The 25,444-nt window shown below is 73.3% G+C and carries 27 protein-coding genes; 12 read left to right on the top strand and 15 right to left on the bottom strand.

All coding sequences use genetic code 11. The features are described from left to right. Positions 1–166: 166 nt before the first annotated feature. Positions 167–1,276, top strand: a complete 1,110-nt coding sequence (locus tag AC0QR5_RS07660; protein WP_430633245.1) for a DNA recombination protein RmuC — start codon at positions 167–169, stop codon at positions 1,274–1,276. Between the two features lie 287 nt (positions 1,277–1,563). Here the strand turns inward: AC0QR5_RS07660 and AC0QR5_RS07665 are convergent, their stop codons facing one another. The 3 genes from AC0QR5_RS07665 to AC0QR5_RS07675 all read right to left on the bottom strand — a co-directional run bounded on the left by AC0QR5_RS07665 (position 1,564) and on the right by AC0QR5_RS07675 (position 4,962). After that, entirely contained in the window at positions 1,564–2,766 is a 1,203-nt protein-coding gene (locus AC0QR5_RS07665) for a hypothetical protein (RefSeq protein WP_329860408.1), read from the bottom strand. 79 nt (positions 2,767–2,845) lie between these two features. After that, entirely contained in the window at positions 2,846–3,940 is a 1,095-nt protein-coding gene (locus tag AC0QR5_RS07670; RefSeq protein WP_329860409.1) for a 4-hydroxy-3-methylbut-2-enyl diphosphate reductase, read from the bottom strand. A gap of 98 nt (positions 3,941–4,038) precedes the next feature. After that, positions 4,039–4,962: a hypothetical protein gene (locus tag AC0QR5_RS07675; RefSeq protein WP_329860411.1), complete on the bottom strand. Its 924-nt coding sequence runs from the start codon at positions 4,960–4,962 to the stop codon at positions 4,039–4,041. 111 nt (positions 4,963–5,073) lie between these two features. Here AC0QR5_RS07675 and xseA point away from each other — a divergent pair, with 111 nt between their 5' ends. Together xseA and AC0QR5_RS07685 are read left to right on the top strand one after the other, a co-directional pair. Next, positions 5,074–6,387, top strand: coding sequence for an exodeoxyribonuclease VII large subunit (xseA, locus tag AC0QR5_RS07680; RefSeq protein ID WP_329860413.1), 1,314 nt, complete (start codon positions 5,074–5,076; stop codon positions 6,385–6,387). Further along, a complete protein-coding gene (locus AC0QR5_RS07685) occupies positions 6,384–6,629 on the top strand; it encodes an exodeoxyribonuclease VII small subunit (RefSeq protein WP_329860415.1) in 246 nt (81 codons plus the stop codon). Before xseA ends, AC0QR5_RS07685 begins: the two co-directional genes overlap by 4 nt. Before the next feature lie 10 nt (positions 6,630–6,639). On the opposite strand, the gene AC0QR5_RS07690 is transcribed toward AC0QR5_RS07685, so the two are convergent. From AC0QR5_RS07690 to AC0QR5_RS07720, 7 genes are all read right to left on the bottom strand, one after another. Next, positions 6,640–7,524, bottom strand: a complete 885-nt coding sequence (locus AC0QR5_RS07690; RefSeq protein WP_329860417.1) for a polyphosphate kinase 2 family protein — start codon at positions 7,522–7,524, stop codon at positions 6,640–6,642. 84 nt (positions 7,525–7,608) lie between these two features. After that, entirely contained in the window at positions 7,609–8,829 is a 1,221-nt protein-coding gene (locus AC0QR5_RS07695) for a pyridoxal phosphate-dependent aminotransferase (protein WP_329860418.1), read from the bottom strand. Positions 8,830–9,010: 181 nt separating this feature from the next. Then, the gene (locus AC0QR5_RS07700) at positions 9,011–9,985 is read right to left on the bottom strand and encodes an ABC transporter substrate-binding protein (RefSeq protein ID WP_329860419.1); all 975 of its coding nucleotides are present in this window, start codon (positions 9,983–9,985) and stop codon (positions 9,011–9,013) included. Next, positions 9,982–10,665, bottom strand: a complete 684-nt coding sequence (locus AC0QR5_RS07705; RefSeq protein WP_329860420.1) for an ABC transporter permease — start codon at positions 10,663–10,665, stop codon at positions 9,982–9,984. Before AC0QR5_RS07705 ends, AC0QR5_RS07700 begins: the two co-directional genes overlap by 4 nt. Continuing rightward, positions 10,662–11,492 carry an ABC transporter permease gene (locus AC0QR5_RS07710; RefSeq protein ID WP_329860422.1) on the bottom strand — a complete coding sequence of 277 codons (831 nt, stop codon included), beginning with the start codon at positions 11,490–11,492 and terminating at the stop codon, positions 10,662–10,664. The genes AC0QR5_RS07705 and AC0QR5_RS07710 overlap by 4 nt, the downstream gene beginning before the upstream one ends. Next, a complete protein-coding gene (locus tag AC0QR5_RS07715) occupies positions 11,492–12,460 on the bottom strand; it encodes an ABC transporter ATP-binding protein (protein WP_329860424.1) in 969 nt (322 codons plus the stop codon). Before AC0QR5_RS07715 ends, AC0QR5_RS07710 begins: the two co-directional genes overlap by 1 nt. Further along, positions 12,457–12,930, bottom strand: a complete 474-nt coding sequence (locus tag AC0QR5_RS07720) for an NUDIX hydrolase (RefSeq protein ID WP_329860426.1) — start codon at positions 12,928–12,930, stop codon at positions 12,457–12,459. The genes AC0QR5_RS07715 and AC0QR5_RS07720 overlap by 4 nt, the downstream gene beginning before the upstream one ends. Before the next feature lie 69 nt (positions 12,931–12,999). Here AC0QR5_RS07720 and AC0QR5_RS07725 point away from each other — a divergent pair, with 69 nt between their 5' ends. Then, on the top strand, positions 13,000–13,503 hold the full coding sequence (locus AC0QR5_RS07725; protein WP_329860427.1) for an Lrp/AsnC family transcriptional regulator: 504 nt from the start codon (positions 13,000–13,002) through the stop codon (positions 13,501–13,503). Between the two features lie 85 nt (positions 13,504–13,588). Here the strand turns inward: AC0QR5_RS07725 and AC0QR5_RS07730 are convergent, their stop codons facing one another. Next, positions 13,589–14,830 (bottom strand): MFS transporter, encoded by a 1,242-nt coding sequence (locus AC0QR5_RS07730; RefSeq protein WP_329860428.1) that lies wholly within the window; start codon positions 14,828–14,830, stop codon positions 13,589–13,591. Positions 14,831–14,987: 157 nt separating this feature from the next. Between AC0QR5_RS07730 and AC0QR5_RS07735 the strand changes: the two genes are divergently transcribed. The 5 genes from AC0QR5_RS07735 to AC0QR5_RS07755 all read left to right on the top strand — a co-directional run bounded on the left by AC0QR5_RS07735 (position 14,988) and on the right by AC0QR5_RS07755 (position 19,929). Further along, on the top strand, positions 14,988–15,467 hold the full coding sequence (locus AC0QR5_RS07735; RefSeq protein ID WP_329860429.1) for an Lrp/AsnC family transcriptional regulator: 480 nt from the start codon (positions 14,988–14,990) through the stop codon (positions 15,465–15,467). A gap of 73 nt (positions 15,468–15,540) precedes the next feature. Beyond that, complete coding sequence (locus AC0QR5_RS07740; protein WP_329860430.1) at positions 15,541–17,301, top strand: tetratricopeptide repeat protein; 1,761 nt, start codon at positions 15,541–15,543, stop codon at positions 17,299–17,301. Between the two features lie 48 nt (positions 17,302–17,349). Next, positions 17,350–17,739, top strand: a complete 390-nt coding sequence (locus AC0QR5_RS07745; RefSeq protein ID WP_329860432.1) for a hypothetical protein — start codon at positions 17,350–17,352, stop codon at positions 17,737–17,739. 47 nt (positions 17,740–17,786) lie between these two features. Further along, positions 17,787–19,283 carry a sensor histidine kinase gene (locus AC0QR5_RS07750; protein ID WP_329860433.1) on the top strand — a complete coding sequence of 499 codons (1,497 nt, stop codon included), beginning with the start codon at positions 17,787–17,789 and terminating at the stop codon, positions 19,281–19,283. Beyond that, entirely contained in the window at positions 19,261–19,929 is a 669-nt protein-coding gene (locus tag AC0QR5_RS07755; protein WP_329860434.1) for a response regulator transcription factor, read from the top strand. Before AC0QR5_RS07750 ends, AC0QR5_RS07755 begins: the two co-directional genes overlap by 23 nt. A gap of 94 nt (positions 19,930–20,023) precedes the next feature. On the opposite strand, the gene AC0QR5_RS07760 is transcribed toward AC0QR5_RS07755, so the two are convergent. The 4 genes from AC0QR5_RS07760 to AC0QR5_RS07775 all read right to left on the bottom strand — a co-directional run bounded on the left by AC0QR5_RS07760 (position 20,024) and on the right by AC0QR5_RS07775 (position 23,440). Beyond that, positions 20,024–20,518 carry a hypothetical protein gene (locus tag AC0QR5_RS07760; RefSeq protein WP_329860435.1) on the bottom strand — a complete coding sequence of 165 codons (495 nt, stop codon included), beginning with the start codon at positions 20,516–20,518 and terminating at the stop codon, positions 20,024–20,026. A gap of 163 nt (positions 20,519–20,681) precedes the next feature. Next, on the bottom strand, positions 20,682–21,941 hold the full coding sequence (locus AC0QR5_RS07765; protein ID WP_329860437.1) for a phosphotransferase: 1,260 nt from the start codon (positions 21,939–21,941) through the stop codon (positions 20,682–20,684). Positions 21,942–21,951: 10 nt separating this feature from the next. After that, a complete protein-coding gene (locus AC0QR5_RS07770; protein ID WP_329860439.1) occupies positions 21,952–22,620 on the bottom strand; it encodes a hypothetical protein in 669 nt (222 codons plus the stop codon). A gap of 202 nt (positions 22,621–22,822) precedes the next feature. Further along, positions 22,823–23,440 (bottom strand): GNAT family N-acetyltransferase, encoded by a 618-nt coding sequence (locus tag AC0QR5_RS07775; RefSeq protein ID WP_329860440.1) that lies wholly within the window; start codon positions 23,438–23,440, stop codon positions 22,823–22,825. Between the two features lie 44 nt (positions 23,441–23,484). On the opposite strand from AC0QR5_RS07775, the gene AC0QR5_RS07780 reads away from it, so the two are divergent. From AC0QR5_RS07780 to cpaB, 3 genes are all read left to right on the top strand, one after another. Continuing rightward, entirely contained in the window at positions 23,485–24,105 is a 621-nt protein-coding gene (locus tag AC0QR5_RS07780; protein WP_329860684.1) for a 5-formyltetrahydrofolate cyclo-ligase, read from the top strand. A gap of 110 nt (positions 24,106–24,215) precedes the next feature. Then, positions 24,216–24,533, top strand: coding sequence for an FmdB family zinc ribbon protein (locus tag AC0QR5_RS07785; protein WP_329860442.1), 318 nt, complete (start codon positions 24,216–24,218; stop codon positions 24,531–24,533). Between the two features lie 114 nt (positions 24,534–24,647). Further along, on the top strand, positions 24,648–25,358 hold the full coding sequence (gene cpaB, locus AC0QR5_RS07790) for a Flp pilus assembly protein CpaB (protein ID WP_329860443.1): 711 nt from the start codon (positions 24,648–24,650) through the stop codon (positions 25,356–25,358). Positions 25,359–25,444 lie beyond the last annotated feature (86 nt).

Below are 25,444 nucleotides of genomic sequence, written 5' to 3' on the forward strand. Positions count from 1 at the left end.
CTTGGAGACGTTGCGCGAGGAGAACGACGACGTAGCCCACCGTTTGGGGTCCGCGTCCAGCGAGCTGGCCGCCGCCCAGGCCGAGTCCCGCCTGCTGCGCCAACGCGCCGCGGAGGACCGGGAACGCGAACTCGAGGACCAGGCCTTGCTGCAGGCTCTGGCCCCGGTGGCGGAGAAGCTGCGCCAGGTCCAGCACCAGGTCTCCGTGCTCGAGCGGGACCGGGTGGAACAGTTCGGCCAGCTGAGCCAGCAGCTGGCGACGGCGGCGGAGCAGGACGCCGCGCTGCTGCGGACCACCTCTTCGCTTGCGGGCGCGCTGCGCAACAACGCCACGCGGGGCACCTGGGGCGAGGTGCAGCTGCGCCGGGTCGTGGAGGCCGCCGGCATGCTCGCGCACGTGGACTTCTCCGAGCAGGTCGTCTCCGCCAGTGGGCAGCGCCCGGACATGGTGGTCAACCTGCCCGGCGGGAAATCGGTCGCCGTGGACTCGAAGGTCCCGTTGGGCGCCTACCTGGAGGCCCAGGAACTGTCCTCGGAGTCCGCTCCCGAGCAGCGCGACCGCCAGCGCGAACGGCTGACCGCGCACGCCAAGGCCCTGCGGTCGCATGTCGACGCACTGGGGTCGAAGAAGTATTGGGAGGGTCTGCCGGGCAGCCCCGAACTGGTCGTCTGCTTCCTGCCGGCCGAGTCGTTCCTGGCCGCCGCCCTGCAGGCCGATTCCAGCTTGATGGACCACGCGTTCTCCCAGAACGTCGTTCTGGCCTCACCGGCGACGCTGCTCTCGATCCTCAAGGGACTCGCCGTGGCATGGCGCCAGGAACTGCTGACGGACAACGCCCGTGCGCTGTTCGAGCAATCGAGGGAACTCTACGAGCGCCTCGGCACCATGGGCGGGCACCTGACCAAGCTGGGCGGCTCCTTGAAATCGAGCGTCGAACGCTACAACTCGCTCATCGGCACCCTCGAGTCCAGGGTCCTGCCCTCGGCGCGGCGCATCCAGGACCTCGACCCCGGCCTGGGCGCCTCGGCCGCGGGACAGCAGTTGTTCGCGCTGGCCCCCGTAGAGTCCACGCCGCGCGTCCTCAGCGCCTCAGAGCTCCTCGACGCCCAACACCTGGCCGAGAACGCCTCGACCGGCCCGGCCCCGTCCACGCCCCGCGCCCAGACATCTGGGGCCCAGCTCTCCGACGCCCACACATCTGACGCCCAGATCTCCGGCGCCCAGACATCCGACGATCTGGCCGACGACGAGTCAGGAACCGCGGCCACCGCCTGACCGCGCCCGCGGGCCCTGCGGCCCCCACCACCTCCGTCCACGCCTGCACTCGACCACACTTCGACGCCGTGGGAAGTCCGGCGCTCGTAGCTTCGGGGACGTCCAACGCGCCGACCACCGCAACCACCAGCGGCCCCGGTTCCGCCGACGCCGCCTGACCACGCCCGCCCGACTCCGCCCACCACTTCGGCTACCGGCTCGCAGCTTCCGGTGGAGAAACTGCAGCTTGTCGACGAAACCGTGTCCAATGGACGTCGATTCGTCGAAGGGCGGACGATTGGGATCGGTCAAGCACTCCGGGCCGACGGGCCGGACGCCGTCGCTCGTCCCGGCACGTCCACGGCACTACCGCGTGAGCGCCGCGGAACACCATTCCCGCTCAAGATGTTCTCGAAGGTCGCGGGATTCATCGCCTCCGTCCAGGTCCAGCGGAACACATGGAGCCCGCTCCGCTTCAGCAACTCCTCACGGCGCTTTTCCTCCCGCCGGACCTCGGCCTCGCTCCGCCCGCTCATCATGGAGGGCTCGGAGTACTTCACTTGGCCGTCGAACTCGCCGATGAGGCGGGCCCGTGGCCAATAGAAGTCCGTCCGCGCCTTTGATCCGTCGGACAACGTGAATTCGTGCTGCTCCACCGGCGTCTCGAAGCCAAGCTCCCGAATCCCGACGCGGCTGAGTGATTCACCGGCCGACTCGGCCAGGCCGCTGGACAAGGCAAGGCGATCCCGAAACCTGTCCCTCGCGGTCGGCGAACCCAACGAATCGGCCGCATCGACCAAGACTCCAAAGGCCTCCGGAAGTCCCCGGTCCCCCGCCCGCAGTTCGTCGTAACGACGCCGGAACGAGTCAAGGACAACCACTGCCCCGGGCAGCTCCTGGGTGGCGGCTTGCTCGACCACCGTTGGAACGAGTGCAGCCACGGCGAAGCCGTCGACATCCTCGACGGCGTGCTTCCGAAAGTGGCGCTTGACCTCGGCCGCGCCGCCCAGTGCCAGTCTCGCCTGAGGACTCAGACGGGCTTTGGAGACCAACCCCGGCGTGGTCCTCCCGCCCGTAGGACGCGAGGTCATGACGTGGAGGGCGGTCGGCGTAGTCATCATCGAAACCTTCCAGAGGAACAACGCCGTTGGGCCGCAGAAGACAGTGTCCGGCCGGGCTGCCGCGTGGGCAGCCAGCGACAACCCGTAGCGGTCCCACGCCGTCAGCCCCGACCACTCGTCGGCCGGAAAGTAGTAGCCGGGCCGAACCCTGACGAGACGCTCCTCCGCATACGCACGGGCCAGCTTCCGCGGCGATTCCGTCAGGAGCCGATGACCGTTCCACAGCGCCAGTGCCCTACCCATGCATCCAGCGTCGCCGATTCCGGAGCCCCTCCGTGGCGAGGGCCTTCCGTTGTGGAAGACACTCCGAATCCGCCGCCTGTGGAGGACAAGTCCCCCAGTGAAACGTCTCTCAACATCTCGTTCGACAAACTGCAACATCTCGACCAAACCGCGTCCATCGGACGACGATCCGTCGAGTACCTGCAGTTTCGCGGGAGGGGCCAGCCGGGCCGCGCGGGAAGGGCCCCTAGTTGTTCGGGCGGGAGCCGCGGCCGCCGAGGCCGCTCAGCGGGTCGCCGCTCTCCTTGAGCTTGGCGCGCAGCTCCTTGGGCAGCGAGAACAGGATGTCCTCCTCGGCCGTGACGACCTCCTCGGCCTCGCCGAAGCCGTACTCGGACAGCAGGGCCAGGACGTCGCGCACGAGGACCTCGGGCACGGAGGCCCCGGACGTCACGCCCACGGTCGACACGCCCTCGAACCAGGCCTCGTCGACCTCGTCGGCGAAGTCCACGCGGTAGGAGGCCTTCGCCCCGTACTCCAGCGCCACCTCGACGAGCCGCACCGAGTTGGAGGAGTTCGCCGAACCGACGACGATCACCAGGTCCGCCTGCGGGGCGATCTTCTTGATGGCCGCCTGCCGGTTGGACGTGGCGTAGCAGATGTCGTCGCTCGGCGGATCCTGCAGCTTCGGGAAACGTTCGCGGAGAATGGCCACGATCTCCAGCGTCTCGTCGACGGACAGCGTGGTCTGCGAGAGCCAGATCAGCTTCTCCGGATCGCGCACCTGCACGGTCCGCGCCTCCGCCGGGTTGTTCACGATGGTCGTGGCCTCCGGCGCCTCGCCATAGGTGCCCTCGACCTCCTCGTGCCCCTCGTGCCCGATGAGCAGGATCTCGTTGTCGTTCTTCGCGAAGCGGACGGCCTCGCGGTGGACCTTGGTCACGAGCGGGCACGTCGCGTCGATCGTGCGCAGCTGGCGCTCCTCGGCGGAACGGACGACGGCGGGGCTCACCCCGTGCGCGGAGAAGACCACGAGCTCGCCCTCGGGGACCTCGTCCGTCTCCTCGACGAAGATGGCGCCGCGCTCCTCGAGCGTCTGGACGACGTGCTTGTTGTGCACGATCTGCTTGCGCACGTAGACGGGAGCACCGTAGTGCTCAAGCGCCTTCTCGACGGCGATGACCGCGCGGTCGACGCCCGCGCAGTAGCCGCGCGGGGCCGCCAGCAGCACGCGCTTGGGTCCCTCAACGGGGACGGCCGCGGCGATCTCCTCTGGAGTACGACGCCGGCGCGGCACCCTGGGCAGCGGAAGGGCGACGGGGACCGTGGTACTGGCAGACATGCCTTCGATTCTAGCCGTTCCGGCCGGGGTCGAGGCAGGACGGGCATCACGTCCACGCTCTGGGCTGAACCGGCAGGCTTCTGGGGTGGACCGGGGAGCTACGCGGCCGTGCCCGCCGCACGGCGCTCGGCGATCCGGGAGCCCGCGGCCCACAGCAACCCCACGACGGCGACGGCCGCGGCGGCGGCGCCGAACTGCCAGAACAGCCCCGTGGCCTGTTCCCCGAGCGAGGCCCCGACGGCCCGCAGGAGGGAGGCACCCAGGTCCGCGTCCGGCGTCGTACCCACAGCCCCGGCCAAGGTGGAGGGCCACGTGGACGCCCACCACGCGAGTCCCGCGGCCAGGAGCGCTCCCGCCAGTCCGCCGGCGACGAGGGCACCACCGCGTCGGCCCGGCGGTGCGAGCAGGAGGCCCAGGAGCCCGGCAAGTCCCGCCACGGCGGCGGCCCACGGCCAGGACTCGGCGAGGGCGAGCTGTTCGGCCGTGGTCTGCGGCCGCGCCTGGTCCTGGCCCAGGACTCCGAGGTCGATTCCGACGTCGGTTTCGGGGTCCAGCCCGGAGAGGAGCCCGCCGAGGCGGAACCCCTCCGCCGCGGCCTGCAGCCGTTCCACGCCTAGCGAGGCCAGGGGGCCGAGCTCGAAGCGCAACTCGGCCTGATCGAGCTCGCCCGCCCCGACCTGGTTCAGGCGTTCGACGTAGCCCGCCCGCGAGGCGTCGGCGGCCTCGACCCACGCGTCGGTGAAGCCGGGATCGTCGAGGATCCCCGAGACGGCGTCCTCGACCGCCCCCTCGACGGCGGGCTGCAGGAGCGAGGGGATCTGGACCGGGAGCTGGTCCAGCACGACGTCGACGAGCCGGCCCGGCAGCTCGGCGCGGACGCCGGGATCGGCCGCGAGGTCGGCCGCCAGCCGGCGCACCGGTTCCGGGGTGTTGGCGGCCCGGTCGATGCCCGAACCGAGGACGGCCACCGCCGCGAGGACCGCCGCGATCAGCGTCAGGAGAAGCGAGAAAAGGGTACGCATGGCGGCTTCCTTCCGGGTCGGCGCGGGTGCATCGCCCGTTTTGTCCCACCTTACTGATAGGAATGATGGCGGGATAGCTGATACGGGCCGCACGGCCCGGACGGGAGCAACGTGGATTCTGGCGCGACGGACACGGTGGGCGACGGCCCGGGGCAGCCGCGCGTGCTGCCGGCGACGGCGGCCGAGACGACGCCGGAGGACCCCTGGCCCCTGCGCGTCTTCTCCGAGAAGCTCAAGGCCCACATCGAGCGCTCCCCCGAGGTCTGGATCGAGGGGCAGCTGCTCGAGGCCAACGTCCGCAACGGCCACGCGTACTTGACCATGCGGGACGTCGACGTCGAGTACTCGCTGTCCGTGAACGTGTGGGCGTCCGTGATGCGCACCCTCAAGGACCGTCCGGAGGTCGGCGCGCGCGTCGTGGCGCGCGTGAGGCCCAACCTGTACCTGAAGACGGGGCGCCTGTCGATGACGGCCTCCGACGTGCGCCCCGTGGGGCTGGGTGATTTGCTGGTGCGGCTCGAGAAGCTGCGGCAGGCGCTGCAGGCGGAGGGGCTCTTCGATCCGGCGCGCAAACGCCCGCTGCCCGTGCTGCCGCACCGGATCGGGCTCGTCACGGGCCGCGACTCCGACGCCGAGAAGGACGTGCTGCGCAACGCGGCGCTGCGCTGGCCCGGCGTCGAGTTCGAGGTCCGCAACACCGCCGTCCAGGGCGTGAACGCGGTCCGCGAGGTCATCGCCGCGCTGCGCGAGCTGGACGCGGATCCGGAGGTCGACGTCATCGTGATCGCCCGCGGCGGCGGCGCGCTGGAGGACCTGCTGCCGTTCAGCGCCGAGGAGCTCGTGCGCGCGGTGGCCGCGGCCTCCACACCGGTCGTCAGCGCGATCGGCCACGAGGCGGACCGGCCCATCCTCGACGACGTCGCCGACCTGCGCGCGTCGACGCCCACGGACGCGGCGAAGCGGATCGTGCCGGACGTCGCCGAGGAGCGCCAGCGCATCCAGAGCGCCCGCGAGCGGCTGGACCGCGCCGTGAACCACCTCGTGGAGCGGGAGGCCCAGCGGATCGACGCGCTGCGCTCCCGCCCCGTCATGGCCCAGCCGGACGGCATGGTGCAGGTCCGCGCCGAGGACGTGGAACGATTGCGCGGCCGGGCGTTCTCCTGCATCCAGTCCGCCGTGGTCCGGGGGTACGACGCCGTCGCGCACCTCCGTGCGCAGGTCCGGGCCCTGTCCCCGCAACAGACCCTGGACCGCGGCTACGCGGTCCTCCAGCTCGCCGACGGCACCGTGGTCCGCGACGCCGACCAGGCGCCGCCAGGCACCCACGTCGGCGTGCGCCTGGCACGCGGCTCGCTCACCGCGGCCGTCGAGGCGAGCACGCCGGCACCGACCACCACCGATCCCTCGGAAGGGGACCCCTCATGACCGAATCCACGCAGTCCTCCGCCGACGACCGCGACGCGGACGTCGCACAGCTCAGCTACGAGCAGGCGCGCGAGGGGCTCGTCGCCGTCGTCTCCCAATTGGAGGCCGGCGGGGCGAGCCTCGAGCAGTCGCTCGCCCTCTGGGAGCGCGGCGAGGCCCTGGCCGCGCGGTGCGAGGCGTGGCTCGAGGGCGCCCGGCAGCGGCTCGAGGCCGCACGGGCCCAGAACGACGCGGACGCCTGACCCGGCCCGTTCAGGACGCCGCCAGGCGGGCCTTCTGCTCCTCGACGTCGAAGTCGGCGGGCGGCCACTGCGGGTCGAGCTCGGTCAGCGCGTCGATGAGCAGTTGCTGCACGGCGATGCGGGCGTACCACTTCTTGTCCGCGGGGACCACGAACCACGGGGCGTCCTCCGTGTGGGTCCGCTCGATCGCGATCTGGTAGGCGTCCATGTAGTCGTCCCAGTACTCGCGCTCGTCGATGTCGCCGGGATTGAATTTCCAGTATTTGTCCGGCCGTTCCAGCCGCTCGGCGAGGCGTGCGCGCTGCTCGTCCTTGGAGAGGTGGAGCATGACCTTGACGAGCTTCGTGCCGCCGGCGACGAGCCCGGCCTCGAACTCCCGGATGGCGCCGTAGCGGCGTTCGATCTCCTCCGGGGACGAGAAGCCGCGCACGCGGTGGATGAGCACGTCCTCGTAGTGGGAGCGGTCGAAGACCCCGATCATCCCCGGGCCGGGCAGCTCGCGTTCGATCCTCCACAGGAAGTCGTGGCGCTTCTCCTCCTCGGTGGGCGCCTTGAACGCGTGGTGCTTGACGCCCTGGGGGTCGACGGCGCCGATGACGTGCCGGACGATCCCGCCCTTGCCCGCGGTGTCCATCGCCTGGAGGACCAGGAGGACGCTGCCCGTGAACCCGCCCGTGCGCGAGGCCGCGAAGAGCCGTTCCTGCAGATCACCCAGCTGCCCGTCCTCGATCGCGAGCCTCGCCTGGCCCTCGGCCTTGCCGCCGGGGTAGCCGGGTTTGGAGTCCGGGTCGACGTCGGCGAGGCGGAAGCCCTCCCCCACGCGCAGGGCGCGCCCGGGGCCCACCTCGAAGTCGACGGATCCGTTGCCGTCCTGGTCGGTGTCTGTGGATGCCATGGCCCCATCATGCCACCGGCCCCGCCGCCGCGGGTGGAAGGAACCCGGACGCATCGCGCTGCCGTCCGACAGAATCCGCCGGGCTCAGACGGATTCGCGCAGGTCCTCGAGGAACTCGGCGATCCGGCCGATGGCGTCCTCGAGGTCCTGGACGGCCGGGAGCGTGACGAGCCGGAAGTGGTCCGGGGCGATCCAGTTGAAGCCCGTGCCCTGGGTGATCAGGAGCTTCTGCTGCTTGAGCAGCTCGAGCGCGAACTTCTCGTCGTCCCGGATCGGGTAGACCTCGGGGTCCAGGCGCGGGAAGAGGTACATGGCGCCCATGGCCTGCTGGACCGAGACGCCGGGGATGTCGCCCAGCAGCTTGTAGGCCATGTTGCGCTGGTCCAGGAGCCGCCCGCCGGGCAGGATCAGGTCGTTGATGGACTGGTAGCCGCCGAGGGCGGTCTGGATGGCGTTCTGCCCGGGCACATTGGCGCACAGGCGCATGTTCGCGAGGAGGTTGATGCCCTCGATGTAGTCGGCGGCCTGGTGCTTCGGCCCCGAGATCGCCATCCAGCCGGCGCGGAATCCGCACACCCGGTAGGCCTTGGACAACCCGGAGAAGGTCAGCACGAGGACATCGTCGGAGAGCCCGGCCGTGTTGTAGTGCACGGCGCCGTCGTAGAGGATCTTCTCGTAGATCTCGTCGGAAAAGACGATGAGCGAGTGCTTGCGCGCGAGCTCGAGCATGCCCTCGACGATGTGCTTGGGGTACACGGCGCCGGTGGGGTTGTTCGGGTTGATGATCACGAGGCCCTTGGTGCGCGGGGTGATCTTCGCGGCGATGTCCTCCAGGTCCGGCAGCCACCCCTCTTCCTCGACGGTGAGGTAGTGCACGGGGGTACCGCCGGCGAGGGACACGGAGGCGGTCCACAGCGGGTAGTCGGGCGCGGGGATGAGGACCTCGTCGCCGTTGTTCAGCAGCGCGTTCAGGCTCAGCGTGATGAGCTCGGAGACGCCGTTGCCCAGGTAGACGTCGTCGACGCCGATCGTCTGGATGCCGCGCGTCTGGTAGTACTGCGAGACGGCGGTGCGGGCTGAGAGGATGCCGCGGGAGTCGGAGTAGCCCTGGGAGTGCGGGAGGTTCCGGATCATGTCCACGAGGATCGCGTCGGGCGCCTCGAAGCCGAACGGGGCGGGGTTGCCGATGTTCAGCTTCAGGATGCGGTGGCCCTCGGCCTCCATGCGCTGGGCGTGCTCCAGCACGGGTCCACGGATGTCGTAGAGCACGTTGTGGAGCTTGGAGGACTGCTTGTACTGGGGCATCCCCCTAGCTTCTCACAGCGTCCCGGGGGCGCCGGAGAGCTGTGGCGAATGCGACACGCCGGGGCGGGCGGACGGCGCCCGTGCCAAGGGACGAGTCCCGGACGGCCCCCGGGAGCTCGGCTCCGGGGCGGGGTACGACGCCGGGGCGGCCGGCGCGCTCGTGGCGCCGGCCGCCGTCGGGCTACTGGATGAAGCCCTTCTCCCGCAGCCACTCCTCGGCGGCCTCGGCGGGCTCGAGCTTGGCGTCGCCGGACACGGCCGAGTTCAGCCCGAGGAGGTCCTCGGTGCTCAGCTGGCGCGAGACGTTGTTCAGCACGTCGGCGGCCTCCTGCCCGATGACCTCCGTGTTCACGAGCGGCAGGACCTGCTGGGCGATGAAGTTGTTCTTCGGGTCCTCGAGGACCACGAGCGCGTTCTCGGCGATCGAGGGGCTCGTCGTGAAGATGTCCGCGACCTGGACCTGGTCGCTGATGAGCGCCTGCACGGTCAGCGGGCCGCCGCCGTCGGCGATCGGCTCGAAGGACTTGGGGGTGCAGGAGTACTTCTCGGCGAGGCCGGGCAGGCCGTAGGCGCGTTCCTGGAACTCCGGCGGGGCCCCGAAGACCAGCTCGTCGCACACCGCGGTGAGGTCCTCGATGGAGGTCAGTCCGTACCGTTCGGCGGTGGCCTGGGTGACGACGAGCGCGTCCTTGTCCTCGGCGGAGGACGCCTCGAGGACGCCGAGGCCCTCGGGGAGGGCGCCGCCGAGCGCGTCGATGATCTCGTCCGCGGCGACGGCCGTGGCGGATGCGTCGAAGAAGAGCAGCAGGTTGCCCGAGTAGTCCGGGACGACGTCCGCGCTGCCGTCCTGGACGGCGCCGACGTAGGCCTCGCGCGCGCCGATGCCCGGCGTGGTCGTCGCCTCGATGTCCGCGGCGTTGAGCGCGCCGGCATAGAGCTCGGCGATGATCTGGCTCTCGGTGAAGTCGGCGGATCCGATCACGAGCGGCCGGTCGACGCCGGAGCCCGTGGCCTGGGGGCCGTCGCCCTCGAGGGGGTCGCCGCCGCTGCAGGCCCCGAGCGTGAACGCGAGGGCGAGCGCGGAGGCGCCGGCGAGCAGGGTACGGCGCCGGCGCCCGGCCCCCGTGGCGGGTCCGTGGTGTACGTTGCGGTTCATGCTCTTCCTCCTGTGGTGGTGGCCAGTCCTGGCGACACGGCCAGCCGCTGGATCGCAGCCAGCACCGCATCCACCACCATAGCCAAAACGGCGATGACGAGGGCACCCCCGAGCACTTGTCCGTAGTCGCGCACGGCGAGCCCGTCCATGAGGAAGCGGCCCAGGCCGCCGAGGTTGATGACGGCGACGACGGCGACGGTCGCGATGATCTGCAGCACGGCGAGGCGCAGCGCACCCATGAGCACGGGAAGCGCGTTGGGGACCTCGACGCGGAACAGCACCTGGGTTTCCGTCAGGCCCATGGCGCGGGCGCCGTCGACGACTGCATGCGGCACCGCTGCGATCCCGGCGGCCGTCCCGGCCAGCAGCGGCGGGACCGCGAGGAGCACGAGCGCCCAGATCGGCGGCATGATCCCCAGCGTGCCGGACAGCAGGATGAAAAGGGTCACCATGCCGAGGGTCGGCAGGGCGCGGAGCATGCCGGCGAGCGCGACGACGGCGACGCGGCCGCGGCCCGTGTGGCCCACGTAGAGGCCGATCGGCACGGCGATGGCGAGGGACAGGGCGAGCGCGAGGCCCGTGTAGGCGAGGTGCTCGGCGACGCGCGCGCCGATGCTCCCGGGACCGCTGAGGGTCCCGGGCTTCGCGAGCCAGTCGAGGAACTGCGCCCACGGGCTCATGCCGCGGGCCCCGTCCGCCGTCCGCCCGGCGCGGCGGGGTCGCCGGGCACGCCGGGGCCGCCTGGTGCCCCCTCCGCACCTGGAATCCCCGCCACCGTCGCGCGGGAGACTCCCGAGGCGGTCGCGCCGGGCATGACCGAGGCGGTCGCGGCGGTCGCGGCCCCCGGCCCGGGGCCGCTGCGGGCGCGGGCCCAGGGCGTGAGGAGCCGCTGCAGCGCTACGAGGACGAGGTCCATGGCCAGGGCGAGGACCAGGGTGGCCGCGATCCCGACGACGATGAGCTCCGGGTAGTTCCTCCGCAGCCCTTCCATGAACAACGTCCCGAGGTTCTCGATGCCGATGAGCGCGCCGACGCTGACGAGCGAGATGTTGCTGACGGAGACGACGCGCAGGGCGGGGAACAGCACGGGCAGGGACAGCGGCAGGTCGACGGCGAGGAAACGGCGCACGGGCCGGTAGCCCAGGGCGTCGGCGGCGCGGAGGATCGCCGGGTCCACGGATTCGAGCGCGTCGGCGGCGCTGCGGACCAGGAGCGCGATCGCGTAGAGCGTGAGCGCCACGATGATGTTCAGGGGGTCCAGGATCCGCGTGCCGAGGACCGCGGGCAGCGCCACGAAGAGCGCGAGCGAGGGGATCGTGTAGAGCAGCCCGCTCAACTGGATGACGGTGCTGCGGGCCGCGCGGCGGCGGCGCGTCCCGTCGGAGCGGATCATCCGCGCCACGGGGATGGAGACGAGCGCGGCGAGCAGGAGCGGGATCACCGCCTGCGCCAGGTGCGCCGCGGAGAGCTCCGCGACGCGGTCCCAGTTCCGGCCGAGCCACTGCATCAGCGGCCGGCCTCCGCGTCGAGCGCCGCTGCGACGTCGGCCAGGGTCGCGACGCCGGCGGGGCGCCCGGCGGCATCCTCGACGACGGCGATCCGGGCGGGCTCGGCGAGCAGGGCGTCGAGGACGGAACGCAGGGACGCGCCGCGCGCGAGGCGCGGCACCCGGGCGAGCGCCCCGGCGTCGTACCCGGAGACGGGCCGCAGCGTCAGCTCCTCCGCGCCGCGGAACGCGAGCGCCCGGAAGCCGCGGTCCCGGCCCACGAAGCGGGCCGTGAACCCGTCCGCGGGCGCCGAGAGGATCTGCTCCGGCGGGGCGAACTGGTGCAGCACTCCCCCGGCCCCGAAGACCGCGACGAGGTCGCCGAGCAGGGTGGCCTCGTCGATGTCGTGGGTGACGAACACGATCGTCTTGGACAGTTCCCGCTGTAGCCGCAGCAGCTCCGCCTGCAGCTCGGCGCGGACCACCGGGTCGACGGCGCTGAACGGCTCGTCCATGAGCAGGATCGGCGGGTCCGCGGCGAGCGCCCGGGCCACGCCGACGCGCTGCTGCTGGCCGCCGGAGAGCTGGGCCGGATAGCGGGCCCCGAGCGCCGGGTCCAGGCCCACGCGCTCCAGCAGCCCCGCCGCGGCCCTGCGCGCCTCGCCCTTCGACGCGCCCAGCAGGCGCGGCACGGTGGCCACGTTGTCCGCGACCGTGCGGTGCGGCATGAGCCCACCCTGCTGCATGACGTAGCCCATCGAGCGGCGCAGCTCGTGCGGGGCCGTCCGCGACACGTCCCGGCCATCGACCTCGATCGTGCCCGAGGTGGGGTCCACCATGCGGTTGATCATCCGCAGCGAGGTCGTCTTGCCGCAGCCGGACGGCCCGACGAAGACCGTCGTCCGACCCGCCGGGACCTCGAGGGTGAGGCCCGAGACGGCGGGGGCACCGGCGTCGTACCGCTTTTCCACGTCCGTGAAGCGGATCATCCGCGGGCCCCCTCGTAGAGGGCGATGGCCTGGTCCACGCGTGAGGTGCGTTCGAGCCGCGGCAGCTCCTCGAGCGGGAACCACGCGGCCTCGCTCGTCGTCCCGCCGACCTCGTGCCGCAGCCCTCCGCCGACGATCTGGGCCGAGTACATCACGGCCACGGTCTGCAGCGGGCGCCCCTCGCGCCCGAGCCGCGCGGCGGCCGGCACGTGGCCCGAGTCGACGCCGAGCAGGCCCGTGAGCCGGACCTCGTACCCCGTCTCCTCCGCCACCTCGCGCACCGCCCCGTCCTCGATCGACTCGCCGAGCTCCACGCCGCCGCCGGGCAACGTCCAGCGCGGTGCGAACTCCGGGCGCGTGGAGCGCATGTCCCACAGGGCCAGGAGGATCGAGCCGTCGCGGACCACGACGCAGTACGCGGCCAGCCGCGTGTCGAAGGCCCGCCGGGAAGACGGTGGTTTCCCAGTCATGGACGACAGCGTACCCGCCGGTACCGACGCCCGGGGGCGCAGCGGACCGGGCTGTGGTGGAATATCCCCATGCCTGCCCCGCACCAGCCCCCGGCCCCGGTCCCGCTCGACGCCGTCGACCGCCGCATCCTCGCCGAGCTCATGGCCGACGCGCGCATCAGCAACGCGGCGCTCGCCCAGCGGGCCGGGATCGCGCCGTCGACCGCCCTGCTGCGCACGCGGCTGCTCGTCGAGCGCGGCGTGATCGGCGGCTACCACGCCGAGGTCTCCCTGCCCGCCGTCGGCCGCAGCGTCCAGGCGCTCATCGCCGTGAAGCTGCGCATCCACGACCGCGTGGAGATCGACCGCTTCACCACGAAGATGCCGCGCCTGCCGGAGGTGCTCTCGATGTTCCACGTCTCCGGAGCCACGGACTACCTGCTCCACGTGGCCGTGGGCTCGACCGAGGCCCTGCGCGACTGGGTCCTGGACAACCTGGCCACCGATGCGGCCGTGGGGCATACCGAGACGACGCTCGTGTTCGACCACGTCAAGGGCCAGGACGGGCCGCTGTCCGGGCCCTCCGGCGAGTAGCTCGGCGGCCGAGCACCACCGGCCGGGCACCACCGGCCGGGCACCACCGGCCGTGCGCTACCGAACGAGGTCTACCGGCCGGATGCTACCGCCCGCGGCGGCGCCACGCGACGGCCGCCGCGGTGGCGAGGCATCCGGCCCCGATGGCGCCGGCGAACCAGGCCACGGCGGACGGCAGCCCCACGATCCCGGCGGCGAGGCCCAGCCCCAGGACGGGCAGCGCGCTGCCGAGGTACGTCACGACGTACACCGTGCTGACGACCTGCGCGTGCTGGCGGGCCGGTACGGCCGCTGCGACGTCGTTGAACGCGGCCCGGAACGCGGCCCCCTGGGCGGCGCCGGCGAGGAGGCTGGCCGCGATGAGCAGCGGCAGCGAGGCGAGCGCTCCGGCGAGCGCGATCAGCACGGTCCCGAGCCCCATGAGCACGAGGGCGGCGGGCAGCAGCCGCCGGTGGGCGGTGCCGAGCAGCTGGCTGGCCGCGGAGGCGGCGAGCACGAGCGCGGCGAGCAGGCCCGTCGCGGGCCGTGCCTCGATCCCGAACAGCGCGGCGAAGTATCCGGGGGCCAGCGAGAGGCTGAAGCCGAAGAGCGCGAAGCTGAGGAAGCCGGTGACGGCGGCCGTCCAGAACTGGGGGCGGGCCTCGGCGGAGAGCACGAGCCGGCGCGGGCGCAGCACGCGCGGGGCGGCCCGCCCGGGGGCCGGCTCGAGCGCGGGGCGGGCGCGCAGCAGCCACAGCGGCGCCAGCACGGCCGCGAGGACGGCGGAATGGACGAGGAACGGGGTCGTGGTCGGGGCGGGGAACTGGCTGAGCAGCCCGCCGGCCACGGGGCCTGCGGCGACGCCGCCGGCCGAGGCGAGCAGGGTCAGCCGGCCCGCCCACTCGGGGTGGCGCGGCAGCAGTTCGCGCAAGGCGGCGCTGCTGGCGCCCGTGGCGAGGGCGACGGCGGCGCCCTGCAGCACGCGCCCGGCCACGAGGGCCTCGAGGGAGGGTGCGAACGCGAAGACGAGCCCGCCGGCGATGCCTCCGAGCACGGCGAGGACGAGGGCCGCCCGCCGTCCGATGTGATCGGACCAGTGCCCGTAGAGGACCAGGCCGGCGATGAGCGCCAGGACGTAGGAGGAGAAGGCGAGCGTCACGGCGAGCGGGCCGAGCCCGAGCCGGGCCTGCAGGAGCGGGTAGACGGGCGTGGCGAGGTTGGCGCCGATGAGCAGCAGGGCCATCACGGTGCCGGTGAGCACGAGGCGCGTGCGGACGCCTGCGTCCCAGGCGCCGCGCTCGGCGGGCTGCTCCGCGGCGCGCATGCGCAGTTCGTTGATCACCGTCATGGTGGGTCCTCCTCGGTGGCTCGCCCGCGCCCGGGATCCTCCGTGCGCGCGACAACGTCCAGTGTGCGCTTCGCTTGACGACGATGCGGCGCACTGCATGGCAGGATTGATCATGGTGATCAGAATCGGCACCGAATGTGACGCAAGGGGAATCACGATGAGCACGTGGGACGACCTCGAACTGCGCCTGCTGCTGGCCCTGCTGGCCGAGCCGCGCGCACAGATCGGTGAGCTGGCCGCCGCGCTCGGCGTGGCCCGGAACACCGTGCAGTCCCGGCTGCGCCGCCTCGAGCGCGCGGGAGTGCTGCGCGACGGCGGACGCGACGTGGACCTCGCCGTCCTGGGCTTCGACGTCCTGGCGTTCATCACGATCGAGGTCGCCCATCGGGAGCTCGACGGCGTCGTCGCCTCGCTGCGCGGGATCGAACAGGTCCTGGAGGTCCACGAGATCTCGGGTCGCGGCGACATCTGGTGCCGGGTCGCGGCGCGGGACACCCACCACCTGCAGACCGTGCTGCGGCAGATCCTGCGGTTGCGCGGCGTGATCCGCACGGAGACCTCGCTCGCGCTCAGCGAGCACATCCCCTACCGGGCCCGCCCGCTCCTGCGCCAGCTGATTGACGGGGGCAGGCAGTAGGCTGGAAAAACGTCCCGCGGGGAGCCCTCCGCTCCCCGCGACCACCGCGCGATCCTTGAGGAGGCGCCCCGTAGTGTCCGCACTGGCCGGTCGCCTGAACGGCATCCTGTCCTCGCCTCCGCCGCACCCGCTCTCCGCTCCGGAGTCCGCGCGGGGCTGGCTCGAGCTCGCCTACGAACGCGCCTACGCGGAGGACCACGCCGGCGCGGTCGCGGCCGCGGAGGCGGGCCTCGCCCGGCACCCCGGGACACCGGATCCCGGCATCCTGGACACCGTGCTGGCCTTGTGGGGCATCGCGGCCTCGGTACGGCACATGGACGGGGACGACGCCGGGGCCACCGCCGCCGCGCAGCGCCGGCTCGGTCTCCTCCGGGGCGCGGGACGCCACGCCCAGGCCGACCTCGAGGCAGACCTCGGCCCCTTGCTCTTCCGCGAGCCCGAGGAACCGGAGCTGCCGCTGCTGCAGGCGGCCCTGGCCACGCACCAGGCCGCGGGGGCCCCTCCCGAGGTGCTGGCCGACGTGAGGCTGCCGCTCGCCGTCGTCCGCTTCGAGCGCGGCGACCCGGAGGCGGCCGCGGAACTCGAGGACTGCGTCGATGCCTACGCGGCCGGCGGCCGCACCGAGAGCCAGGCCGGTGCCCTGCTGTACCTGGCCCACGGCTACGCCAAGCAGGGCCGGCCCTCCGACGCCTTGCGCTCGGCCGAGCAGCTGCTGCGGCTCGAGGCGAACCGGGCCATGCGCGGGGCGGTGTGGATGGTCAAGGCCACGGCGCACTCCGAGCTCGGGCACGAGCTCGAGGCGGAGGGCTGCGCCGTGCGCGCGCTCGAACTGTACGCGGGGGCCGGCGTGCGCAAGGGCGCGGTCTCCGCGGCGGCCCTCGTGGCCAACCTGGCCTCGCAGTCCGGGGACACCGAGGCGGCCGTGCTGGCGTGGCGGATCGCCGTGGAGCAGGCGGAGCGCGGCGAGTTCGACGAGACGTGGGCCGTGCGTCTGGCCCTGGGCAACCAGCTGCTGGAGGCCGAGGAGTTCCTGCTGGCCGAGGAGGTCCTCTCCTCGCTCGCCGGTTCGCTCGAGGCCGTCAACCGCCCGGCGGACCAGGCCCGGGCCCTGATGTCGCTCGGACACTGCCTGCGCCACCAGGAGCGCGGCGCCGAGGCGCTCGAGGCCTGGGCACGGGCGGAGCGGCTCTTCGAGCGCAACGGCGAGGAGGGCGAGGCCTCCCGCGCGGCCCTGACCGCCGGGACCCTGGTCTCCCGCGACGGCGACGTGCGGGACGCGCTGGCCTCGTTCGAGCGCGCCGTGGGCCTGGCCCGCCGCGCGGGCGAGGACGATCCCGGGGCTCTTCCGCAGGCGCTGCACGCCCTGGGCCACGGACTCTGCGAGACCGGGGACGCCGACGGGCTCGCGGCCCTCGAGGAGGCCGTGATGCTCGCCGACGCCCACGGGGCGCAATGGCACGCGGCCGACTTCCGCGACACCCGGGCGCGCAGCCTGTGGGCTCTGGGGCACGGGACGGAGGCCGTCGCCGCGGCGCTCGAGGCCGCGGACCTGTTCAAGGAGGCCGGGGACCCGGACGCCTCGGGCAATGCCGAGCTGTTCGCCGCGCACGTGCTCGGCGGAACGGGACGTAACGACGAGGCCGTGCGCCTGTACCGGCTGACGGCCGCCGAGCACCACGAGAGCGTGGCCCACGTCTACGCGGCGCAGCGCGGTCTGGCCGACGTCCTCGCCGCCATGGGCCTGCCCGTCCAGGCGCGCGAGGCACGGGAGGCCGCGGAGCAGGCGCTGCGGGACGCCGGAGTGGAAGCCCCCGGGGACGGGCCGGAGGCCTAGCGTGCGCTTCTCATCTTCATCTCATGTGCGGTGCGTTTAATGATGTCCATGGCCCCGCGCAGCATCCAGCCCTACCTGACCGCCATCGTGGCCGTCGCCGTCCTCGCGGTCGGCTTCATCCTGGGCAGCACGCTCGCCGATCCCCGTCCCGTGGACCTCGGCCCCGCGGTCAACCACAGCGGCGCCCCCGCCGGGGGAGGCAACGGCAGCCCGTCGGAGCCGTCGTCCACCGAGGCACCGGCCCCGTCGTCCTCCGCCACCGGCTCCGGCACCCCGGACCCCTCGCCGTCGCCCTCGAGCTCGGCCCCTCCCACGCCCGCACCGACGACCCAGCGCCCGGCGCCCCCGCGCACCGCCGTCCCCGTGCGGCCCGCGCCGCCGGTCGAGTACGACGACGATGATGACGACGACGATGACGATGACGATGACGACGATTGACCGGCCCCAGCAGGGCCCGTCCTCCCGCCGGGGATGCGCGGGGACCGATGCCTGAGCGCGCGCGGAGCAGGGGCCGGGGCGATTCGATGCTCGTCCGCGGCTCGGTGGGGGCGCGGTTGCTGACGTCCATGATCCTGCTGGCGCTCCTGACGCTCGTCGTCGCCGGGGCCACCTCCTACGGCCTCCAGCGCAGCCAGGTCGCGGCGCGCATCGACGACTCCCTCGCCCGCTCCGTCCGCGAGTTCCGCGTACTCGCCGAGGGCGGCGTCTCACCGGAGACCGGGCAGCCGTTCACGCTCGCGGAGGACCTCGTCTACCTCGCGATGCAGCGCACGCTGCCCGCCGCCAACGAGGGGCTCATGGCGCTGAACCCCACGGGCGTGCGCTGGCAGGCCCCCGAGTCCGTGTCGCTGCGGCTCGAGCAGGACCGGCAGCTCGTCGACGCCGTCATCGGCGCCGGGGCTCCCGAGCGCGTGACGCTGCACAACCTCACCACGACCGCCACGAACTACCGGCTGGTCGTGCTGCCCGTCCAGCTCGAGGGCGACGAGGCTCCCATGCTGTTCGTCCTCGCCTACGACTCCGAAGCCGAGCTCGCCGAGCTCAACCAGTCCTACGCCGTGTTCTTCGGCGCCGGGATCGCCGCGCTGATGCTCGCGACCCTGCTCGGCGGCTTCCTGGTCTCGCGCCTGCTGCAGCCGCTGCGGCAGCTGCGCACCACCGCCGAGAACATCACGGAGCACGACCTCGACCGGCGGCTGACGGTTTCCGGAACGGACGACCTCGCCGACCTGTCCCGGACCTTCAACCACATGCTGGACCGGCTCCAGGCCGCGCTCGGCTCCCAGCGCCAGCTGCTCGACGACGTCGGGCACGAACTGCGCACCCCGATCACCATCATCCAGGGCCACCTCGAGCTTCAGGACAACAACGATCCCGAGGACGTGGCCCAGAGCCGGGCGATCGCGCTCGACGAACTGGACCGCATGGGGCTGCTCGTGGAGGACCTCGTGACGCTCGCGAAGTCCGACCGCGCCGACTTCGTCCAACACGGCACGGTGGAGCTGGACCACCTGCTCGACGACGTCGTGGACAAGGCCGCGGCCCTCGGCGAGCGGCGCTGGATCGTGGAGCAGCGCGGCCACGGCACCGTGCAGCTGGACCCGCGCCGGATCACCCAGGCCATGCTGCAGTTGTGCCAGAACGCGGTGAAGTTCTCCGCCGATGGCTCCACCGTGGCCCTCGGCTCAGCGCTGCTCGGGGACACCCTGCGGCTCTGGGTCCGCGACGAGGGCGTGGGCATCCGCCCCGAGGACCGCGAGGAGATCTTCCTGCGCTTCGCGCGCGGCTCCAACGGCAGCCGCGCGGAGGGGTCCGGCCTCGGCCTGACCATCGTCGACGCCATCGCCGCAGCGCACGGCGGTACCGTGAGCGTGCAGTCGACGCCCGGCGTCGGTTCGACCTTCTACCTGGACCTGCCCGCAGGCGGCAGCGACGCACCGGAGACCGAAAGGCAGGCCCGTGAGCCAGATCCTGATCATTGAGGACGAGCAGCGCATCAGCTCGTTCGTATCCAAGGGGCTGCGCTCCGCCGGCTTCCAGCCCACCGTGGCCGAGACCGGGCAGGAAGGGCTGTACCTGGCACAGACCGGGGACTTCGAGCTCGTCGTCCTGGACCTGGGGCTGCCCGACCTCGACGGATTCGAGGTCCTGCGGCAGATCCGCGCCGGGCACAATGACGTGCCGGTGGTCATCCTGACGGCCCGCTCGAGCGTCGACGACACCGTGCAGGGCCTCGAGAACGGCGCCGACGACTACATGGCCAAGCCGTTCCGCTTCGAGGAGCTGCTCGCGCGCGTCCGGCTGCGCCTGCGCCCCGAGGCCAACGGGGCCGGACAAGACCGGCTCGAGCACGAGGGCCTGGTCCTGGACCTGCGCTCCCGCCGCGTGGAGGCCGACGGGCAGGGCGTGGACCTCTCCGCCCGGGAGTTCGCACTCGCCGAGGCGTTCCTGCGCAACCCGGGACAAGTGCTCAGCCGGGAGCAGCTGCTCTCGAGGGTCTGGGGCTACGACTTCGACCCGGCCTCGAACGTCGTGGACGTCTACGTGCGCTACCTGCGCAACAAGCTCGGTGCCGACCGCTTCGAGACGGTCCGGGGCATGGGCTACCGCCTCGCTTCGAAGGCCTGACGCGGCCGGGTTCCTCCCCCACGCACGAAGGCCGCGGCGGCCGGGTTCCCTGGGGGGAGGAACCGGGCCGCCGCGGCGGGAGGGTGTCCGGGGATCAGTCGGCGGAGCCTGCGCTGGGGGCGCTCTGGGCTGAGGCTGCCGAGGCCGGGGACACCGGGCTCACGGGGCTTGCTGCGGAGACGGGGCTCGCAGGCGAGGCCGGGCTCGCCGCCGACGCCGGGCTGGCGGGGCTCGCGGCGGACGCGGGGCTGGCCGGGCTGGCCGGGCTCGGCGCGCTGGCCGGGCTGGCAGGGCTCGGCGCGCTGGCCGGGGAGGCGGCGGTCGCCGGGGAGCCGGGGCTGGCCGGGGAGGCGGCGGAGGCGCCGCGCTGCGTGAAGTCGCTGTCCTTCAGGGTCGCGGGCGTGATCTCGGCGGCGGGCTCGCGGGCGGGCTGCGTCGCCGTTCCACCTTCTGCGGCCGGCGAGACCTGGATGCCGGACCCGAGGTCCTGCGTGCCGTTGAAGAGGTCGGTGTCGGCCACGGCGGCCCCGGCTCCGACGGCGACGACGCCGAGCGCCCCGGTGATGGTCCAGAAACTGCGGTTCTTCATGATGTCCTCCGTGATCCGTCCGGCCCCTGCGGGCCGGTGGTGGCTTCTGCTTCCCTTCCAGTGTGGAGAGCGGGCATGAGAGCAAGAGGAGAACCGGATGAGAAGGCTCTCATCTGAGCCGCGGCGCCCGGCGCGCGGCGGCAGTCCCGGGGAACGCCCCGGATCAGAGGCGCTCGAGCAGCGCTTCGGCCGCGGCGAGGCGGGCCCTGGCCGAGGGCTCCCACCCCGTCGCCCCCGGCGTGCGTGCGCCGGCGACGAGCGAGACCGCCACGGCCGCGGCCCGCGTCCACAGCGCGCGCCGGTCGACGCCGTCCTCGAACGCCGCCCCGAAACGGTCCACGGCGGCGGGCACGTGCACATACCGGGCGTCGACGGCCGGGAGGACGGCGAGGTGGCCCAGGAAGCACGCGAGGTCGTCGACGCGGTGGCCGGGCCCCACCGAGTCGACGTCGAGCAGGCCGGAGACGCGGGAGCCGTCCATGAGCAGGTTCGCCTCGTAGAAGTCGCCGTGGGAAGGCACCACCGGTCCGCGGTCCGTGGAATCGAGCAGCCGCCCGAGCCGGGAACGGAGGCGGCCGATCCGCTCCTCGTGCGCGGGCAGCGCGACGGCGGCCGCGGAGGCGTAGTGCCGCAGCCGGTCCGACCACGCGGGACGCCGGGGCAGCTCGAGCACCTCCGGCGGGAGGCCGTCCAGGAGCGCGGTCAGTACCGCCGGATCCACGCCGGCCGCCCCGTCGGACAGCAGGGAGCGCGAGAGCGGGACGCCGGGCGCCTCGCCGAGCGCCACGACGTCCAGCACCGGGTCCCCGAGCGGGCGCGGAACGGGCAGGCCCGCCGCAGCCAGGAGCGTGTGCCGGTGGTGCAGCTCGGCTGCGAGCGGCGGCCGCATGACCTTGAGGTAGACGCGCCGGCGCACGGAGAGGGGGCCGGGGAGGACGAACTCCGCCCGCAGCACGGCGCGGCGCAGCGGCCGGTAGGTGACGGTCTCGATCTTCTCCAACCGCCCCTCGGCGCCCCAGTGCCCGGCCACGCGCTCGGGCGAGGCGGCGAGCGCGAGTCCCGGAAGCCGCGGATCGTCCGGATGGCGCCACAAGTGCACGGTGAGCGATCCGGCGTCGGACTCCTCCCCGGCCGGCACCTCGACGGACACGGTGCCGGGAACGGGGCCGACGGGCTCGGTGGTCAGCCCGATGAAGCCCCCGCCGCGTTCCCACGGCAGCTCGTAGAGGGCGCTGATGCCGGCCCCGGGCCGGTGCTGGAGCTGGACCTGGAGCGGCGGGGCGGGGCAGGCGGCCGGCAGTCCGTCGGGGGCCGGACGCTCCTGGGCGAGCGCGGCGTCGATGAGCTCCGCGGCATGTTCCTGGAGGAACGCGAGCTGGCGGTCCTCCGGCCAGCCGGAGGATCGGGGCGCCGGAACCGCCACGGTCCCGGGATCAGGCGCGGCGGCGCTGCAGCACGGCATCCAGGTTGATGCGCGGCTGCTGCGGACGGGCGGGTGCCACGGTGGCGACGGCCGTGCGGCCCGCGGCCTGCTCGGCCGATTCGGCCGCCTTGACGCGGGTGTCGGCGAGGATGCTCGTGACGTGCTGCGGCTTCTTCTGCTCCGGGACGGGCAGCGGGGCGGGGGCCGGGCGCTCGGCCTTCGCGGCGGAGACGTAGGCCGGGCGCGGGACCTCGACGGGATCCCACGTGGCGGACGCGGTGCCCGCGGCGACGCGACGGGCCTCGGCGCGCAGCTCGGTGAGCGTCGGCACGGACTCGGCCGGACGGGCCGGTTGGGCGTCGAAGAGCTCGGTTTCGCGCCGCGGCGCCGGCGCGGGCACGGCGCTCATGGCCTCGGCGAAGGCCGCCTCCATGCGGGCCAGCGAACGGCGTCGGCGGCTGCGGACGGCGAGCGCGCGCAGGGCGACGAAGCTCGCGACGGCCAGGGCGAGGGCGGCGAGGGGGAGGACGCCGGAGACGACGCCCGCGAGCGCGAGGATCCCGGTCACGGGGAAGGCGAGGAGCGAGACGGCTCCGGCGCCGGCGACCGCGAGGCGGTCGTAGCGCAGACGCAGGGGCGCGGTCCGGGCAGCTGCGGGACGGGGTGCTGCGGTGGCCATGGTCTTCCTCCGTGGGCGGGCTGGGCGTGTGGAGCGCCGTTCCGCGGGGGGCGCGGATCGAAGCAGTCCGGGGACGACGAACGCGACCAGCAGTCCGACCATGGCCACGAGGACCGCGGAGCTCTCGATTCGCACATCCACACGCACGACGTTACGTCCCGTGCGCGCCGCGGCCCGGGATTGTCCCCGGTGTGTCCGCTGATCAGGCGTTTTCCCGCCATCCACGGAGGTGCCGGGCGGGCTCTTCGCCGGCCGTCAGGGCGAACGTCCGGTGGTCCGCCCAGGCCCCGTCGATGTGCAGGAAGCGCTCGCGCACCCCCTCGTCGCGGAAGCCGAGCTTCTCGGCCACGCGCAGGCTCGGGGCGTTCTCCGGACGGATGTTGATCTCCAGCCGGTGCAGCCCCAGGGTGCCGAAGCAGAAGTCGGCGGCCAGGGCGACGGCGTCGGGGGCCAGCCCGTTGCCGGCCCGCGCGCCATCGACCCAGTAGCCGATCGACGCGCCCAGGGCCGAGCCCCAGGTGATGCCCGAGACCGTGACCTGGCCGGCGATCGCAGGCTCACGGCGGGTCGGCTCCCGCACGCAGACGACCCACGGGAGCGCCTGGGCGAGGCGGGCCTGCCCGTTGAGCGAGCGGACCATCTGGGAAAAGCTCGGGAGCCGGCCGTCCGGGTTCGGGAGCGTGGCCTCCCAGGGCTTGAGCCAGTCGTGGTTCCGCCGCCGCACGGCCGTCCATTCGGCCTGGTCCGAGCGGCGCAGCGGGCGCAGCAGCACGTCGCCGCCGTCGAGGACGGCCGGCCACCAGGGGGCTGCGCGTGACATGGGGCCAGCATAACCGCGCCCGAGCCTACGATGGGCTCGTGGACATGCTGACCAAGGACGACGCCCGGACCCTCTACCGCGCACGGCGCAGGGTCCTGGGCGCACCCGCGCGGGACGCCGAGGCCGCGCGCATCGCGGCCCATCTGCTGCCGTGGCTCGAGGAGGCGGCTCCACGCCGCCGCGTGGCGAGCGTGCTCTCCTACGGCGCGGAACCGCCGACGGGGCCCCTGAACGCGGAGCTGCACGCGCGCGGATTCGCCGTGGTGGTGCCCGTCTGCGAGCCGGAACGCCTCCTCTCCTGGGTCCGCTGGCACCCCGGCGTGCCGATGGGCCGCAGCGCCGTGGCGCCGATCGACGAGCCGATCGGCACGCGGGAGGACGTGCGCTCGATGGCCCGCACCGACGTCGTCCTGGTTCCCGCCCAGCTCGTGGATTCGAGCGGTGCCCGGATGGGCCAGGGCGGGGGCTACTACGACCGCTTCATCGCCTCTCTCGACGCGCTTCCGGCCCGGCCCGTGCTCCTGGCGTCCGTCTACCGGCACGAGCTGCTCCCGGCCGGCTCGTTCGAGGTGGACGCGCTGGACCGCCGGGTCGACGGTGTCGTGACGGCCGACGGATTCACGTGGTTCGCTCCCCCGCTGCCGCCGGACGGGCCCCTCGCGTAGGACGCTCGTGTAGAATTGGCACTCGGATACGGCGAGTGCCAACCTTGGAGGACCCCGGTGGTTCCCCCGCGGCGCGCCCGGTCCGACCGTCGAAGCCTCCGGAGGAACCCATGCCGACCTACGCCTACGCCTGCAAGGACTGCACGCACGAGTTCGAGACCGTCCAGTCCTTCAGCGACGACTCGCTCACCGTCTGCCCCGAGTGCCGGGGCTCGCTGCGGAAGAAGTTCAACAGCGTCGGCGTCGTCTTCAAGGGCTCGGGCTTCTACCGCACGGACTCCCGGGGCGGCTCGAGCGCTTCCGCTCCCGCCGCCTCGACGACGGACTCCGCCTCCTCCGCGTCCGGCTCCCCGTCCACCGGCGCCTCCCCCTCGGGCGGATCCACGTCCTCGAGCCCGGCGCCCGCGGCGGCCTCCGCGGCCTCCTGACCACAGGGCCGCCCCGGAGGCGAACGCCCTCCACACCCCCGATGTCCCGGCGGACCGTCCACACCATGCGGTGTGGGCGGTCCGCCGTCGTTTCGGGTGTGGCTCACTGGAGGCATGAGGTTCCTCCCCGCCCCCGCCGGCCTGCGCTCCGCTCCGCGCGGGCCCGTCCCCTACCGTCGCTCATGGCGCGAGCTGCTCTCCGTCTACCGCCGGCCCCTCGCGGCGGCACTCGCGGCGCTCGCGGTCGCCTCCGCCCTCGCGGCGCTGGCCCCGGAGCGCGCCGAGAAGGTGCCCGTCGTCGTCGCGGCGCGTGAGCTGCCGACGGGCGCGGTCGTGGGCGCCGGAGACGTCGAGCTCGTCGAGCTGGCCGAGGCCGCGCTGCCGCCGGATCTCATCGCGGATCCCGCGCGGGTCGCGGGAAGCCAGCTCGCGGTCCCGCTCGCCGCCGGCTCGCCCGTCTCGGAGGCGATGCTCGTGGGGCCCGGCCTGCTGACGGGAACGCGTCCGGGAACGGTCGCGGTGCCGGTGCACCCGAGCGACCCCGAGACGGTGGCACTGCTCTCCCCCGGACAGCTCGTGGACGTGGTCCTGAGCGAGGGCAACGGCTACGAGCGGCCCGTCGAGTCCACGGTGCTCGCCCGGCGCGTCCCGGTGCTCTGGGTGCCCACGGGGAACGACGCCGGAGCCTGGCTCGGCGGGCAGGGCGCCTCCACGGGCGGCATGGTGGTGCTGGGCGCGGATCGGGAACAGTCAGCTGAGCTCGCCGGCGCCGGAACGCGCGGGAGGATCTTCCTGGTCCTCGTGGCCGCGGAGGGCCCGCCGTAGCCTCCGGCCGCCGTCGTCCGGGCTCCCGTCGTCCGGGCCGAGGGTCTCGGCCCGGTCCCGGGGCCCGCGCCCGCCTGCGGCTCGGC

The sequence above is a fragment of the Arthrobacter sp. J156 genome (genome assembly GCF_056172865.1).

Excerpts from the sequence above, each read along its gene's own strand:
- AC0QR5_RS07710 (WP_329860422.1), bottom strand. The coding sequence starts at position 11,492 with ATGCAGTGGCTCGGCCGGAACTGGGACCGCGTCGCGGAGCTCTCCGCG.
- AC0QR5_RS07675 (WP_329860411.1), bottom strand. The coding sequence starts at position 4,962 with ATGCGTACCCTTTTCTCGCTTCTCCTGACGCTGATCGCGGCGGTCCTC.
- AC0QR5_RS07720 (WP_329860426.1), bottom strand. The coding sequence starts at position 12,930 with ATGACTGGGAAACCACCGTCTTCCCGGCGGGCCTTCGACACGCGGCTG.
- AC0QR5_RS07700 (WP_329860419.1), bottom strand. The coding sequence starts at position 9,985 with ATGAACCGCAACGTACACCACGGACCCGCCACGGGGGCCGGGCGCCGG.
- AC0QR5_RS07735 (WP_329860429.1), top strand. The coding sequence starts at position 14,988 with ATGAGCACGTGGGACGACCTCGAACTGCGCCTGCTGCTGGCCCTGCTG.
- AC0QR5_RS07780 (WP_329860684.1), top strand. The coding sequence starts at position 23,485 with ATGCTGACCAAGGACGACGCCCGGACCCTCTACCGCGCACGGCGCAGG.
- AC0QR5_RS07775 (WP_329860440.1), bottom strand. The coding sequence starts at position 23,440 with ATGTCACGCGCAGCCCCCTGGTGGCCGGCCGTCCTCGACGGCGGCGAC.
- AC0QR5_RS07785 (WP_329860442.1), top strand. The coding sequence starts at position 24,216 with ATGCCGACCTACGCCTACGCCTGCAAGGACTGCACGCACGAGTTCGAG.
- AC0QR5_RS07690 (WP_329860417.1), bottom strand. The coding sequence starts at position 7,524 with ATGGCATCCACAGACACCGACCAGGACGGCAACGGATCCGTCGACTTC.
- AC0QR5_RS07670 (WP_329860409.1), bottom strand. The coding sequence starts at position 3,940 with ATGTCTGCCAGTACCACGGTCCCCGTCGCCCTTCCGCTGCCCAGGGTG.
- AC0QR5_RS07745 (WP_329860432.1), top strand. The coding sequence starts at position 17,350 with ATGGCCCCGCGCAGCATCCAGCCCTACCTGACCGCCATCGTGGCCGTC.
- AC0QR5_RS07725 (WP_329860427.1), top strand. The coding sequence starts at position 13,000 with ATGCCTGCCCCGCACCAGCCCCCGGCCCCGGTCCCGCTCGACGCCGTC.
- AC0QR5_RS07760 (WP_329860435.1), bottom strand. The coding sequence starts at position 20,518 with ATGAAGAACCGCAGTTTCTGGACCATCACCGGGGCGCTCGGCGTCGTC.
- AC0QR5_RS07770 (WP_329860439.1), bottom strand. The coding sequence starts at position 22,620 with ATGGCCACCGCAGCACCCCGTCCCGCAGCTGCCCGGACCGCGCCCCTG.
- AC0QR5_RS07730 (WP_329860428.1), bottom strand. The coding sequence starts at position 14,830 with ATGACGGTGATCAACGAACTGCGCATGCGCGCCGCGGAGCAGCCCGCC.
- AC0QR5_RS07705 (WP_329860420.1), bottom strand. The coding sequence starts at position 10,665 with ATGAGCCCGTGGGCGCAGTTCCTCGACTGGCTCGCGAAGCCCGGGACC.
- AC0QR5_RS07715 (WP_329860424.1), bottom strand. The coding sequence starts at position 12,460 with ATGATCCGCTTCACGGACGTGGAAAAGCGGTACGACGCCGGTGCCCCC.
- AC0QR5_RS07695 (WP_329860418.1), bottom strand. The coding sequence starts at position 8,829 with ATGCCCCAGTACAAGCAGTCCTCCAAGCTCCACAACGTGCTCTACGAC.
- AC0QR5_RS07750 (WP_329860433.1), top strand. The coding sequence starts at position 17,787 with ATGCCTGAGCGCGCGCGGAGCAGGGGCCGGGGCGATTCGATGCTCGTC.
- cpaB (WP_329860443.1), top strand. The coding sequence starts at position 24,648 with ATGAGGTTCCTCCCCGCCCCCGCCGGCCTGCGCTCCGCTCCGCGCGGG.
- AC0QR5_RS07685 (WP_329860415.1), top strand. The coding sequence starts at position 6,384 with ATGACCGAATCCACGCAGTCCTCCGCCGACGACCGCGACGCGGACGTC.